This is a genomic window from Kitasatospora sp. NPDC088160, from assembly GCF_044741445.1.
In the GTDB taxonomy this organism is placed as follows: Bacteria; Actinomycetota; Actinomycetes; order Streptomycetales; family Streptomycetaceae; genus Kitasatospora.
On record NZ_JBIUSS010000012.1, the window covers coordinates 180,807 to 194,333 of the forward strand.

The following is a 13,527-nucleotide window of genomic DNA, read 5'->3' on the forward strand; positions in this document are numbered from 1 at the left end:
CTCCTCATGTCCGGTGCTCCGCCAGTCCCCCGGCGGCCTCCAGCCGGACCCCGACTCCCCGGACGGTGTGCAGGTAGCGGGGGCTGGAGGCGGTCTCACCGAGCTTGCGGCGCAGCCAGGACAGGTGGACGTCGATGGTCTGGTCGCCGCCGTAGGTCTGCTGCCAGACCTCGGCCAGGATCTCCTTGCGCGGCACCACCACGCCGGGGCGTCCGGCCAGGAAGGCCAGCAGGTCGAACTCACGGCGGGTCAGGTCGAGCAGCCGCCCGTCCAGCGAGGCCTCGCGGCGCTGGAGGTCGATGGCGAGGCCGCCGACCCGCAGCACCTGGGCGACGGGGGCGGCGCCGCCGCCGAGCCGGCGCAGCACGGCGGCCATCCGGGCGCTGAGGTGTTCCCCGGAGAAAGGTTTCACCAGATAGTCGTCGGCGCCGTCGTTGAGCAGCCGGACGATCTCGGCCTCGTCGTCGCGGGCGGTCGAGATGATCACCGGCACATTGGTCAGGCCCCGGATCATCTTGAGTGCCTCGCTGCCGTCCAGGTCCGGCAGTCCCAGGTCGAGGATCACCAGGTCACAGCCGACCTGGGCGACCTCCCGCAGCGCCTCAAGTGCCGTGCCCACGCTGCGGACCGCATGACCGGTGTCGGTCAGGTGCCGGATGAGGGCGGAGCGTACGAAGGGGTCGTCCTCGACCACGAGCACTGTTGCCATGGCCCTGCACGGTACGCCATCGACGGGCAGTGGTCTGTACCTCGGGGTGGCCTCCGGACATTGTGCAACTCCCCTGACTAATAACGGGGCTGCCCGGCTGCGCAGGCCCGGAATACGGCAGGATGAGCGGACGATGCGGAACGGACTGGTACAGCTCGGCGCCTGGGCGGCGGCCACCGGGGCGGCGGTGGCGCTGTCCTGGCTCGGCGTGCACGCGGTGCTGACCGGTGCCGCGTTCGAGCAGCCCACGGCCCTGCCGCTGCCCTCGCCGAGGGCCGACGGCACGCCGCACACCGCGACCGTCACCCCCGACCAGGCGCGGTCGGCCACCCAGACCGGGACCCCGACCCCACCACCGGCCTCCCCGACCGCCGCCACGACGACGCGCGGGCCGGCCCCCGCCACCACCCTCGCCGCCGCCTCTTCGCCGGCCACCCGCCGCCCCGCTCCCGCCACCACCACGGCGGTGTCCTCCGTGAAGAGCTACCCGGTGCCGGGCGGCAAGGTCGCCCTGGACATCCGGCCCGACAAGGCCTCCCTGGTCTCCGCCACCCCCGACCCGGGCTGGCAGATGCAGGTGTGGAACGGCGACCAGTGGATGCGGGTGGACTTCACCAAGGGCGAGCAGGCCAACTCGGTCTTCGTCTACTGGAACGGCCACCCGCCGGTGGTCGAGACGGTCATCCGCTGAGCCCCCCTCACCAGGTCTCGAACGGCAGGTACCCCGGCAGGTACGGCCCGGCGTAGCCGGACCGGTCGACCAGGGTGTGCCTGGTCCCGCCCGGCACACCGATCGTCGCGAGCACCGCCGTGCCGAAGCGGTCCCGCGCCTCGTACGGCTCGGCCAGCGACAGGGCGCCCCGGTCCACCGCGTAGTCGTAGGCGTAGAAGACGTCCGGCACGCTCACCGCGAGGTCCAGCACCCCGTCCCCGTGCCGGGCCAGGTGCGCGGCCAGCTCCCGGCCGCGCGGGCCGATCACCTGGACCAGCGAGGTGAGCACGATCCTGGTCCCGGGCGCGTCCAGCACGTACGAGACCGTCTCCGGCTCCCCGGTCTCCGGCCCGGCGTACGCGGTACAGCGCAGTCCGAGCGCGGCGGTGTAGCGGCGGGCGGCCCGCTCGGCATCGCCGACCGCGAAGACCACCGCGTCGGCGCGGCCCATCGGGAGGGGGTCGGACTGTCCGGGTCCTGCGGCGAGCAGGACGGGTTCGGCGGCGGTGTCGGTCATGACGGCCCTCCCGGTAGGCGTGCGGACCACGGCGGGTGCGACCGTGCGCCGGTGTGGGGCCCGGCGCACGGCGTTGTGGCTGGAGGGTGGCGCCGAGCCGACCGGCGCGCAACTGTTCCGTTTCCTCCTGGTCAAGCTGTGCGTCGGGGCGGGAGAATCGGCGGCGCCGCTGTACAGAATGCCCACCGGAGGACGGAGCCGCGATGCCCCCCGCCCAGTCCCCGAGCTCCCCCGGCTCGCCCAACTCCCCCGCCCCGCCGGGCGCTTCGGCCGCCCCCGGGACGGGCGGCGGGAACGACTCGATCGACGCGCTGGACGGCCGGCTGATCCGGCTGCTCGCCGAGGAGCCCCGGATCGGGGTGCTGGAGTGCTCGCGCCGGCTCCAGGTCGCCCGGGGCACCGTGCAGGCCCGGCTGGACCGGTTGCAGGCCAAGGGGGTGATCGGCGGCTTCGGCCCGGAGGTCGACCCGGCGGCGCTCGGCTACCCGGTGACGGCCTTCGCCACCCTGGAGATCTCCCAGGGCCAGGGCGCCGACGTCCGGACGCACCTGGCGAACGTGCCGGAGGTGCTGGAACTGCACACCATCACCGGGGCCGGGGACATGATGGTGCGGATCGTGGCCCGCTCCAACGCCGATCTGCAACGGGTGATCGACCGGGTGGTGGGCTTCGACGGGATCGTCCGCTCGGCGACCGCGATCGCGCTGGAGAACCCGGTGCCGTACCGCATCCTGCCGCTGGTGGACCAGGCCGCTGCCGAGTAGGGCCCGCGCGACGGCAGAGGCCTCCGCCCCCGTCAGCAGCTGGGGACGCCGCCGCCGCTCTTCAGCGCCTCCAGCACCGAGACCGCCTCGCCGAGCGTGCCGACCGGTACCAGGCGCAGCGTCTTGGGCGTGTTGACCTTGGCGTCCGTGCACTCGTCCTTGGGCAGCAGGAACACCGTCGCGCCGTCCCGGGCGGCCGCCTGGGTCTTGAGCGGGACGCCGCCGACCGCGCCGACGACGCCCTGGTCGTCGATGGTGCCGGTGCCCGCGATCGTGAGCCCGCCGGTGAGGTCGCCGCCCTTGCCGTCGCCGGCGAGCTTGTCGATGATGCCCAGCGCCAGCATCTGCCCGGCGCTCGGGCCGCCGACGTCACCCAGGTCGACCTTCACCTTGACCTGGTCCGGCGAGAGGTGGAGGTAGCCGAGCGCGGCGGCGGTGGCGCTGTTCTGCGACTCGGCCATCTGCTGGGCGGTCTGCTCCTCGGCCTTGGCCGGGTTGCCCGGCGGGTAGACCGTGTCGGTCGGGCGCACCGCCTCGTCCTGGTCGAACCAGGCCTGGAGCGCGCGCCAGAAGGTGGTCTTCTCCCCCGGGTTGGTGGCCGAGATGGTGACCATCCGCAGCTCGCCCTCGGTGGTGCGCAGCGGCGCCCCGGTCACGGTGAGGACCGGCTTGTCCTTGTACGTGCCGAGGGTGTCCGCGGTCAGGCCCGGCCAGGTCAGCGTGTACGGCAGCGGGACGAAGGCGGCCACGCCGAACAGCGCGGCGACCAGCACCCCGCAGAGCGTGAGCGCGCGGGTCCGCGGGGAGGTGAGGGCCTTGGGCAGCTTGGTGTCGGACACAAGGGGAATCCAAACACACCGGGGCCCGTGCCGGCCTACCGCAGCGCGTCGGCCACCTCGGTCGCCGCCTCCACCACCCGGGGGCCGACCCGCTCGGGGACCAGCCCGTTCAGCATCACCACGCCGACGCTGCCCTCGATGCCGCTCAGTCCGATCAGCGCGGCGGCCGCGCCGCAGGCCCCGGACTGCTCCTCCGCACGGGTGATGACGAAACCCTGCTCCGGCCGGCGCTGGCTGGGGAAGGTGCGCGCCTCCAGGATGGCCCGGCCGGCCGCGCTCTCGCCGAGCGGGTGGCGCAGCCCGGTGCGGTAGGCGACGTGGAAGTCGGTCCAGCTCGGCTCGACCACGGCGACGGCCAGCGCCTCGTTGCCGTCCACCAGGGTGAGGTGGGCGGTGGCGCCGAGGTCCTCGGCCAGGCTGCGCAGGGCCGGCAGCGCGGCCTCGCGCAGCAGCGGGTGCACCCGGTGGGCCAGGCGCAGGACGCCCAGGCCGACCCGGGCGCGGCCGCCGATGTCCCGGCGGACCAGGCCGTGCTGTTCCAGGGTGGCCAGCAGCCGGTAGACGACGGTGCGGTTGACGGCCAGTCGGGCGGCCAGCTCGGTGACGGTGAGCCCGCGCTCGGAGTCGGCGAGGAGTTTGAGGACCCGGACTCCACGGTCCAGGGTCTGGGAGGTCTCGGCAGTCACGACGGGCATCCTTTCCGCGGCGCTCGCGGGGCAGGCGGCGCCGGACCGGGTTCGGTGTCGCGCGCAGGTGGGGTGGCCGCGCTCGGACCGCTCGCGGTGTCGTCCTTGACGTGCGTGCGGTCCTGCGGCGCCCGTCCTGTGGGGGTTGCCCGGTGGAAGAGCGTGGGGGAAAGGTAGTGAAGGAAATGTCGCGACGGAAGTGGTTGTCCAAAATTCGGGCGTGATCGACTTCAACAGCGCGACGGAACCGGGACAAATGCCCGCATTTCTCCGGGCCCGCCGGCGCGCGGGTCCGGCCGCGCTCCGGAGTCCGGACACGCGGGAACGGAGCGGCCGGCCCGCGGCCGCGCGCCGTGCCGTTCCCGCGCCTGATTCCGCGGCTGACTCCAAGCCCGTTTCCGAGCCCGTTCCCGAACCCGCCTGCCCGGCCCGCCTGCCCGCCTGCCCGCCGCGGCTACTTCGCCCACTCGCGGATCTTGGCGATCCGCGCCTTCAGCTGGTTGGCCGTGGCCTGCGCGGTCAGCGGGCCGCCGCACTGGCGGCGCAGCTCGTTGTGGACGGTGCCGTGCGGCTGGTCGGTGCGGTGGTGCCAGGCGGCCACCAGCGCGTTCAGCTCCTTGCGCAGCTCCCGGAGTTCCTGGTGGGTGACGACCGGCCGCTGCTCGGCCGGCAGCTCCAGCAGGTCGGCCTCCTCGGCGGGCTTGCCCTTGCTGCGCTGGATCTGCCGGTGCTGGCGCTTCTGCAGCAGCATCTGCACCTGGTCCGGCTCCAGCAGGCCCGGGATGCCGAGGTAGTCGTCCTCCTCCTCGCTCCCCGGGTGGGCCTGCATGCCGAACTCCATGGAGTTGTACAGCACCCGGTCGAAGACCGCGTCGGAGCCGATCGCCTCGTAGGAGAACTCGTCGCCGCCCGCGCCGTCCGGCCCGTCGTTGGCCCGCTCGGCCTCGGCGAGCAGCCGGTCCTCCTCGTCGAAGAGGCCCTCGCCCTCCTTCTTCGGCCGGTCCAGCACGTGGTCGCGCTGGACCTCCATCTCGTTGGCGAAGCCGAGCAGCGTCGGGATGGTGGGCAGGAACACCGAGGCGGTCTCGCCGCGCTTGCGGGCTCGCACGAAGCGGCCGACGGCCTGGGCGAAGAACAGCGGGGTGGAGATCGAGGTGGCGTACACCCCGACGCACAGCCGGGGCACGTCGACGCCTTCGGACACCATCCGGACCGCGACCATCCAGCGCGAGTCCCCGGCCGCGTAGTCGGAGATCCGCTGGGAGGCCTCGGTCTCGTCGGAGAGCACCACGGTGGCCTTCTCGCCGGAGATCTCGCGCAGGATCTTGGCGTAGGCGCGCGCGGTGTTCTGGTCGGTGGCGATGACCAGCCCGCCGGCGTCCGGGATCGCCTTGCGGACCTCGGACAGCCGCCGGTCGGCAGCCTGCAGCACGGACGGGATCCACTCGCCCTGCGGGGCCAGCGCGGTGCGCCAGGCCTGGGCGATCAGGTCCTTGGTCATCGGCTCGCCGAGCCGGGCCTCCAGCTCGTCACCGGACTTGGTGCGCCAGCGCATGTTGCCGCTGTAGCTGAGGAAGATCACCGGGCGGACGACGTGGTCGGCGAGCGCGTGCCCGTAGCCGTAGGTGTAGTCGGCGACGGACTTGCGGATGCCGTCGCCGCCGGCCTCGTACTGGACGAACGGGATCGGGTTGGTGTCGGAGCGGAACGGCGTCCCGGTCAGCGCCAGCCGGCGGGTGGCCGGCTCGAAGGCCTCGAAGCAGGCCTCGCCCCAGGACTTGGAGTCGCCGGCGTGGTGGATCTCGTCCATGATCACGAGGGTCTTGCGCGCCTCGGTCCGGTTGCGGTGCAGCATCGGGTTGACCCCGACGCCCGCGTAGGTGACCACGATGCCGTGGTAGTCCCGGGAGAGCGGGCCGGAGGAGTAGGCCGGGTCGAGCCGGATGCCTATCCGCGCGGCGGCCTCGGCCCACTGCTTCTTCAGGTGCTCGGTCGGCGCGATGACGGTCACCTGCTGCACCAGGTGGTTGTGCAGCAGGTACGAGGCCAGGGTGAGCGCGAAGGTGGTCTTACCGGCGCCCGGGGTGGCGACCGCGAGGAAGTCGCGCGGCTGCGTCTCGATGTACCTGTCCAGCGCGCCCTGCTGCCAGGCCCGCAGCTTGCCCGCGGTGCCCCAGGGGGCGCGGCCGGGGAAGGCCGGCGAGAGGTGGTGCGAGGCGGCGGACGCGGCGGGTCCGGCGCCCCGGGCGGGCGCCTGCGGCTCCGGCACGTCGGAGAACAGCGGCATCGAGGAGGCGGCGGCAGTACTCACGGTCTCCGAGGGGGGATCATCGCAGGTCAGGGGCGGTTTCTCAGCCCCGCCCCGCGGAAGGGCGGCGATCGGACAACCCGCCCAGCGTACCGGCCCGGCGCCGTCGGGGCGGCCAGGCGAGGCTCCGCGCCGGGCCCGGGCGGCCGGAAATCGACGTGACCCGGATCACATCCGATCGATTCCGAAACCGAGTAATCACGGCCGGTCCCGGGACTCTCACCAGGGTGAGGCCGCCCCAACCCTCCCCCTTGTCGACCGGCCTCACACCGACCCGAAGGGACTCGCCGTGCACACCGCCGCCGAAGAGACCGTCCAGGCCCGTCTGATCCTCTCGCTCCACCGCTCCGTCCGGCTGCGGGTGCTCCTGAGCTACCTGCCGGAGGACCCGCTCGCCGTCCGGATGGCCTTCCCCGCCGAGTTCTCGCTGGACGAACCGGCGGACGGCGGCGCGGGCTCGGACGGCGCCGACGACATCGTCTGGGTCTTCGCCCGCCAGCTGCTCTCGGCCGGCCTGGAGCTGCCGGCCGGCGTCGGCGACGTCCACGTCCGGCCCGCGGTCGGCCGGCGCACCATGGTCGAGCTGCGGGCGCCGGAGGGCACCGCGCTGCTCCAGTTCGACACCACCGACCTGCGCCGCTTCCTGTGGCGCAGCCGGCTGCTCGTCCCCGAGGGCGAGGAGCACCTGCACCTGGACGCCGACCGCGCGCTCGCCGAGCTGCTCGGCTGAGCGGCGCGCGGGGCCGGCGTCCGGGGGCGTCAGCGCGCTTCCGGCCGTCACCCGGGTCCGGGGCCCAGGGCGCCTCAGCCCGACAGCCTGCGCATCAGCCGGACGCCCTGCGCCGGCGTCAGGTGCGGCAGGTACGCCTTGCCGATCGCCCTGGTGATGCTCGGCAGCGCGGCGGGGTCGGGGTAGGCCATGTACATCGGCCGGTACTCCGGCTGGAACTTCGCCTTGAACGCGAGCAGCGAGCGGAAGCCGTACACCGGCTCCAGCACCCGTCCCATCCAGTCCAGCATCCGCTGCAGGCCGGAGGGCTCCTCGTCCTGCCCGGAGCGGGCCAGCGGCGCGCCGGACAGCGACAGGAAGCGCGCGCCCTCCTCCTTGAAGCCCAGCGCGGCCGAGGCGATCAGGAACTCGTTGACGCCGCGGAAGCCGTCCGAGCGCCGGCGCATGAAGTCCAGCGTCCAGCCGACCGGCACGCCGTTCTCGTACACCGGCATCCAGCTGGTCAGGCCGTGCACGACACGCTGCTCGTCCACCGCGATCAGCACCCGCACGTCCGGGTCGTCCAGCTCCTCCAGTCCGCCGAGCGTGAAGCCCATCTCGGGCAGGCCCTTCTCGGAGACCCACTCCTCGGAGATCGCCCGGATCTGGTCCCGCAGCGCGCGCGGCGCCTCGTGGTGGGACCACCACTCGGCGGTGATGCCCTGCTTGCCGGCCTTGTTCAGCGCGGTCCGGATGTCCTGCCACTTGCGGCCGGTGAAGGCCAGCTCGGGCAGCGCCACCACGGTGTCCTCGGCGACCTGCACCGAGCGCCAGCCGAGCTGCGCGGCGGCCTCCCGGGTCTGCGGGGAGACGCTGTAGAAGCACGGGGTCCAGCCGCGCTGGTCGCAGAACCGGGCGAACCCGGCCACCGCCCGGGCCCGGGCCTCCGGCGCGCCGAACGGGTCGCCGGTGGTCAGCGCCACCGTGTTGTGCACCCGGTAGGCGACGGCCGCCCGGCCCTCCTCGTCGAACCAGTAGTGGTTGCCGTCCCAGGTGGTGATGAAGGACAGCGTCCCGCCGCCGTACGCGGTGAGCAGCGCCCTGGCCCGGGCGGCCGCCTCCGCGTCGGTGTGCAGCACCGGCCGGCGGAAGGCCAGCAGCAGCGCGGTCAGCGCGACCACCCAGAAGGCCAGCCCGCAGTACGTCTCCAGGAACAGCGCCACCGGGCCGACCGCGATCGGGTAGTCCGGCAGCAGGTCGTTGTAGGCGGGCGGCAGGAACTGCGCGGGCAGCCCGTGCAGTAGCCGGCGGATGTTCGCCCCCGGCTCGAACTGGTCGGCCGCGAGGCGCCCGAGCCCCACGTACGCGGCCGAGGCCGCCAGGGCGGCGCCGCCGAGCAGCGCGCCCAGCCGCAGCACCGCCCGGCCGGCCAGCCGCAGCCGGAAGCGCTGCCGGGTGGCCAGCAGCAGGCCGAGGGTGAGCAGCGGCAGCAGCAGCGCCTCGACGAAGTACTGGACCACGTCGCCGCTGACCGGGCCGGAGTCGAGGTACAGCCAGCCCAGCAGCGCCGCCCAGAGCAGCTCGGTGGCGACGGTGATCCGCCAGGCGAGCCGCAGCCCCCGGCGCAGCCCCTCGGCCAGGACCAGCAGCAGCGCCGGGAACAGCGCGGCCATCAGCCGGCCCGGGGTGTCGAAGATCCGCTCGACGGCGTGCGCGCGGGCGCAGTCGTGCGCCGACAGCGCGCAGAAGTCGGCCACCTCCTCCGGGCTGAGCCGGTGCGAGAAGTACAGCTCGGAGAAGGTGTTGAACGGCCCGCTGGCGTTGTCGTACAGCGAGGCGATCAGCGGGCCGAGGGCGGCGGCGACCAGGCAGAGCGCCACCAGCACCCGGGTCTCGGAGTGCGAGGAGCGGTGGGTGCGCAGGTGCAGCCCGCCCCGGGCGAGCAGCGCGCCGGCGCCCAGCCCGACGAACGCGGCGGCGCACCGCTGGACGCTCTGCAGGTGGCCCACGTACAGCGTCATGACCAGCGGGGCGAGCAGCACCAGCAGGTGCAGCCGGCGGCGCCAGAGCACGGTGAGCCGGTAGCCGAGCACCCCGGCCAGCGCGAACAGGCCGACACCGGGGCCGACCGAGGTCTGGTCGGCCACCGAGACGGTCCACTGCTCGCCGACCCGGGAGCCGACCGCGATCAGCCCGGTGCCGAGCAGGGTGCCCGCCAGCTGCCCGCCGACCAGCACCGCGAGCGTGCGCAGCCACCCGAGCCGGTGCTCGGCGGCCGGGCCGACCAGGACCAGCAGCAGGCTGGTGAACACGTACGAGCCCAGGCCGGAGCACCAGAACAGCGAGGTGAACGGCGTCCACCAGTGGCCCTCGGCGAGCGTGGGCACGCCGGCCCCGACCCGGTCGAGCAGCCGCTCGGACGGCCCGTGGGCCAGGCTGCCGGTGGCCGCGCCGAGCGCCCAGAGCCCGGCCAGCAGCACCAGGGTGAGCGGCGCCGAGCGCAGCCACACGCCGAACGTCCGGGTCGCCCGCCAGGCCCGCTGCGGGCGCGGCTCCGGCGTCCCGGCGACCGGCGCGCGGTCCGACGGCCACTCCTGCTCCTTGGCCGGCGCGGGGGCCGCGGGGAGCCGGATCACCGGATCAGCCCGGTCTGCTGGGAGAGCCAGGCCAGGTTCTGTTCGAAGGCCTGGCGGAACACGACCCAGCTGTGCCAGCCGGGGATGGTCTGGTAGCCGACCTTCATTCCGGCCGCCTGTGCCGCCGCATAGGCCTTCTCCTGCATGGGTCGGAAGTCCGGGTCGTTGGCGCCGACCACGAACATGCCTGCGGTGTCGGGGAACTTCTGCCGGGCCATGACGTGCACCGGGTCGACGGCGTCGAACGCGGCCTCGTCGCCGCCGAAGGCCTTGTCGACGGTCTCGCCGCGGTCGCCCAGGGTCGGCTCGTCCTGGCCGGAGATGTCCAGGAAGGTGCCGTAGACCCCCGGCGCGTTGACGGCCAGCTGGAGCGAGCAGGTGCCGCCGAGCGAGAGCCCGCCGATGGCGAAGGCGCCCCGGCCGGTGGCGGTCTGCAGGTTGTGGTGGATCCAGTCCGGGACGTCGGTGGCCAGGTAGGTGTGCGCCTTGGCGATCCGGGAGTCCATGCAGAGCGTGTTGGTGAACGGGCTGCCGGTGGGGTCGGCGACCACCACGATCGGGGCGAGGCCCTGGTGGTCGGCGGCGAAGGCGTCCAGGGTCTCCTGGATGGCCCCGGAGGTGATCCAGTCCACCGGGGCGCCGGGCTGGCCGGGCAGCAGCACCACGACGGGCAGCAGCGGCCGGGGGTTGGCCTGGTAGGCGGGCGGCAGGTAGACGTACCCGTCGCGGGCCGTGAAGCCGGACTTGGTGCCGGGGATGGTCACCGTGGAGAGGGTGCCCTTCGCGGGCAGGCCGGGCGGCGCGTGCCAGAGCTCCTCGACGGGCTTGCCGGGCGTGGCGGCGACGGTGCTGGCCACCTTGCCCGTGGTCAGCGCCTGGACCCCGGGCACCAGCATGGCCCGGGCGGTCGGGTACTGGTCGAAACCCCGGTTGACCTGCGAGGCGGCCATCAGCAGCACCAGGACGGCGGCTCCGGTCGCCAGCAGCCGGCGGCGGACGGCGAGCAGCGGCGCGCGGAAGCAGACCAGGGATATCGCGAACAGCGCGACGGCTATCCAGCGCAGGACGAAGTCCGGTGTGCCCTCCGGGAAGGGGTGCCACCAGCCGTCGACGCCGAGCTTCACCAGGGCGGTGAGCGTTCCGGCCAGCATCAGGGCGCCGAAGAGGCGCGGGGCCCGCCAGCGTTCGTGGCGGGAGAACGCGAGCAGGACCAGCGACCCCCAGCCCGCGGCGAGCACGGCGTACGGGATCGGGCCGTGGGTGAGCGGCCAGTCGATCGGGTTCCAACGGGTGGCGAGGGTCAGCGTGGTCATGCGGCTTTGCCCGGCCGGGTGGTGTCGGCCAGGAAGCCGTAGGCGACGACGTTGCCCTCGTAGCCGTGCTCGGCGCTGTACGCGCCGCCGCAGGTGATGACCCGCAGCTGAGCGTCGGCGGCCTGGCGGTAGACCCGGTCGTCCGGGAAGTCCTTTCGGTCGTGCACTTCGATGGCGTACAGCTGGTAGACGGCGACGGCGCCGTCCGCGCGGGCGATCTCGATCCGGTCTCCGCGCCGGAGCGCCCCCAGGTTGTAGAAGACGGCCGGGCCGGCCTTGTTGTCGACGTGCCCGGCCAGGATGGCGGTGCCGCGCTGCCCGGGGCTGGCTCCGCCGCGGTACCAGCCCGCCAGGTTGCGGTCCGCCTCGGGCGGGGCCTGGAGGTGGCCGTCGGGGTCGAGCCCGAGCGCGGTGACCGGGGCGTCCAGCCGGACGGCCGGGATGCGGATGCGGATGGGGTCGGAGGGGCCCAGCGGCGGGACGACGGAGACCGGGGCGAAGCCGGACAGCGTCTGCGTGCTGCCGGGGGCGGGCGGCAGCGCGCCCTGCCCGCCGTCGTGCAGCAGCCAGGCACCGAGCACCAGCGCGGCACCGGCCGCCAGGGTGCCCGGCCACGGGCTCCTGCTCTGCTGGACGCCCACGGGCGCTCCCCTCTACCGACGGATTCCCGATCCTGGGAGTTTCCTGGGAAACAATTCAATCGGATCGGACCTTAAAGCACGTCCACACGATGGGCGTAATGACACCCCCCGATCGGCAGGGCAACCGCCCGAATCCGTGCGCCCAGTGGGCATCCGGTGACGGAACGCGACGGCCGTTTCCCAGGTGACGGCGCCACCGGAACGCCTCGGTACGAGCTTCGACGGCGCGGGGGGTCGGTCCGGTTGCGTCAATCGGGCGATCGATGACGACCGCCAGTGGCGCCTGGCCGACCGATCGAGCCCAGCTGCCATGCTGACCCGGTCACGGGTTCTATCACCCCACTTGTCCGACCGGATTTCCGCACGCCTGTACGCCTGCCGAACGCCTCATGAACGGAGTGACCATGGCCGCTCTCTCCCGCCGCACCCTGCTGGCCGCCGGTGCGGCCTCCGCCGCCACCCTGGCGACCGGCTGCGGAAGCAACAGCGCCGACAAGCCGATGATCGGTTCGGCCGTTCCCCCCACCGGCGCGGCCGTCGACCAGAGTTCGGACCCCACCGACGCCACCGAGCAGCAGGCCGTCCTGATCGGCGACGGCTCCACCTCCGACACCGGGGCCCAGCCCCACCAGCCCACCCCCGAGCGGCTCAAGGCCGGCGAACGGCCGCCGCAGTTCGTGGTCTTCTCCTGGGACGGCGCCGGCGAACTCGACAACGGACTGTTCGCCCGCTTCCGCCGGCTGGCGCAGGAGCACAACGCCTCGATGACCTTCTTCCTCAGCGGCCTCTACCTGCTGCCCGAGTCCAAGAAGGACCTCTACCGCCCCCCGCAGCACAAGGTCGGCGCCTCCGAGATCGGCTACCTCACCGACCAGCACATCCACGACACCCTGGAGAACGTGCACGCGGCCTGGCTGGAGGGCCACGAGATCGGCACCCACTTCAACGGCCACTTCTGCGGCGCCACCGGCGTCGGCAAGTGGTCCCCGGAGGAGTGGGACAGCGAGATCCAGCAGGCCATGGACTTCGTGACGAACTGGCGCACCAACACCGGCTTCACCGACCTGCCGGCCCTGCCCTTCGACTACCGCAGGGAGCTGATCGGCAGCCGCACCCCCTGCCTGGAGGGCCAGCGCAACCTGCTGCCCACCGCGGTCAAGCGCGGCTGGCGCTACGACAGCAGCGGCAACGGCACCCAGGTGTGGCCGCAGAAGATCCAGGGCGGTGCGCTCTGGGACCTCCCGCTGCAGTCCATCCCCTTCCCCGGGCACACCTTCCAGGTGCTGTCGATGGACTACAACATCATGTACAACCAGTGCGGCCCCAACACCAAGGCCGACCCGGCGCTCTACCCGGGCTTCCAGGCCCAGGCCCGCGACTCCTACCTGCTGGGATTCGACCGCACCTACAACGGCAACCGGGCGCCGTACGTCATCGGCAACCACTTCGAGGAGTGGAACGGCGGCATCTACATGAACGCCGTCGAGGACGTGCTCCGGACGATCGCGGACAAGCCGGAGGTCCGGCTGGTCTCGTTCCGCCAACTGGTGGACTGGCTGGACGCCCAGGACCCGGCGGTGCTGCGCAAGCTCCAGGGCCTCGCCCCGGGCCAGGCGCCGACCGGCGGCTGGGAGGCCTTCCTCGGCACCCCCGGGGCACCGCCGGTGCCCTCCGCCGCCGCTGCCGGCTGACC

General features: G+C 73.4%; 12 protein-coding genes. 4 read left to right on the top strand and 8 right to left on the bottom strand.

Annotation, left to right across the window (positions count from 1 at the left end; translation table 11 throughout):
* Positions 1-4: 4 nt before the first annotated feature.
* On the bottom strand, positions 5-709 hold the full coding sequence (locus ACIOGZ_RS20655) for a response regulator transcription factor (RefSeq protein WP_350881149.1): 705 nt from the start codon (positions 707-709) through the stop codon (positions 5-7).
* A 133-nt stretch (positions 710-842) separates the two neighbouring features.
* On the opposite strand from ACIOGZ_RS20655, the gene ACIOGZ_RS20660 reads away from it, so the two are divergent.
* Positions 843-1,400, top strand: coding sequence for a hypothetical protein (locus ACIOGZ_RS20660; RefSeq protein WP_400986687.1), 558 nt, complete (start codon positions 843-845; stop codon positions 1,398-1,400).
* A 7-nt stretch (positions 1,401-1,407) separates the two neighbouring features.
* Here the strand turns inward: ACIOGZ_RS20660 and ACIOGZ_RS20665 are convergent, their stop codons facing one another.
* Complete coding sequence (locus ACIOGZ_RS20665; RefSeq protein ID WP_400810311.1) at positions 1,408-1,938, bottom strand: VOC family protein; 531 nt, start codon at positions 1,936-1,938, stop codon at positions 1,408-1,410.
* Between the two features lie 203 nt (positions 1,939-2,141).
* Here ACIOGZ_RS20665 and ACIOGZ_RS20670 point away from each other — a divergent pair, with 203 nt between their 5' ends.
* On the top strand, positions 2,142-2,702 hold the full coding sequence (locus tag ACIOGZ_RS20670; RefSeq protein ID WP_350881144.1) for an Lrp/AsnC family transcriptional regulator: 561 nt from the start codon (positions 2,142-2,144) through the stop codon (positions 2,700-2,702).
* 32 nt (positions 2,703-2,734) lie between these two features.
* Here the strand turns inward: ACIOGZ_RS20670 and ACIOGZ_RS20675 are convergent, their stop codons facing one another.
* The 3 genes from ACIOGZ_RS20675 to ACIOGZ_RS20685 form a co-directional block, all read right to left on the bottom strand.
* A complete protein-coding gene (locus ACIOGZ_RS20675; protein ID WP_400986689.1) occupies positions 2,735-3,541 on the bottom strand; it encodes a S16 family serine protease in 807 nt (268 codons plus the stop codon).
* 35 nt (positions 3,542-3,576) lie between these two features.
* Positions 3,577-4,227 carry a helix-turn-helix domain-containing protein gene (locus ACIOGZ_RS20680; RefSeq protein WP_350881140.1) on the bottom strand — a complete coding sequence of 217 codons (651 nt, stop codon included), beginning with the start codon at positions 4,225-4,227 and terminating at the stop codon, positions 3,577-3,579.
* 454 nt (positions 4,228-4,681) lie between these two features.
* Positions 4,682-6,514: a DEAD/DEAH box helicase gene (locus tag ACIOGZ_RS20685; protein WP_363587210.1), complete on the bottom strand. Its 1,833-nt coding sequence runs from the start codon at positions 6,512-6,514 to the stop codon at positions 4,682-4,684.
* Between the two features lie 310 nt (positions 6,515-6,824).
* On the opposite strand from ACIOGZ_RS20685, the gene ACIOGZ_RS20690 reads away from it, so the two are divergent.
* Positions 6,825-7,265 carry an SsgA family sporulation/cell division regulator gene (locus tag ACIOGZ_RS20690; RefSeq protein ID WP_350881138.1) on the top strand — a complete coding sequence of 147 codons (441 nt, stop codon included), beginning with the start codon at positions 6,825-6,827 and terminating at the stop codon, positions 7,263-7,265.
* Between the two features lie 74 nt (positions 7,266-7,339).
* Here the strand turns inward: ACIOGZ_RS20690 and ACIOGZ_RS20695 are convergent, their stop codons facing one another.
* The 3 genes from ACIOGZ_RS20695 to ACIOGZ_RS20705 are packed head-to-tail and all read right to left on the bottom strand — an operon-like array spanning position 7,340 to position 11,834.
* On the bottom strand, positions 7,340-9,880 hold the full coding sequence (locus ACIOGZ_RS20695; RefSeq protein ID WP_400810313.1) for a phosphatidylglycerol lysyltransferase domain-containing protein: 2,541 nt from the start codon (positions 9,878-9,880) through the stop codon (positions 7,340-7,342).
* A complete protein-coding gene (locus ACIOGZ_RS20700) occupies positions 9,877-11,193 on the bottom strand; it encodes an alpha/beta hydrolase-fold protein (RefSeq protein ID WP_363628101.1) in 1,317 nt (438 codons plus the stop codon). Before ACIOGZ_RS20700 ends, ACIOGZ_RS20695 begins: the two co-directional genes overlap by 4 nt.
* The gene (locus tag ACIOGZ_RS20705) at positions 11,190-11,834 is read right to left on the bottom strand and encodes a class F sortase (RefSeq protein WP_363587202.1); all 645 of its coding nucleotides are present in this window, start codon (positions 11,832-11,834) and stop codon (positions 11,190-11,192) included. The genes ACIOGZ_RS20700 and ACIOGZ_RS20705 overlap by 4 nt, the downstream gene beginning before the upstream one ends.
* A 404-nt stretch (positions 11,835-12,238) precedes the next feature.
* Here ACIOGZ_RS20705 and ACIOGZ_RS20710 point away from each other — a divergent pair, with 404 nt between their 5' ends.
* Positions 12,239-13,525, top strand: coding sequence for a hypothetical protein (locus ACIOGZ_RS20710; protein WP_363628100.1), 1,287 nt, complete (start codon positions 12,239-12,241; stop codon positions 13,523-13,525).
* The last annotated feature ends 2 nt before the right edge of the window (positions 13,526-13,527 follow it).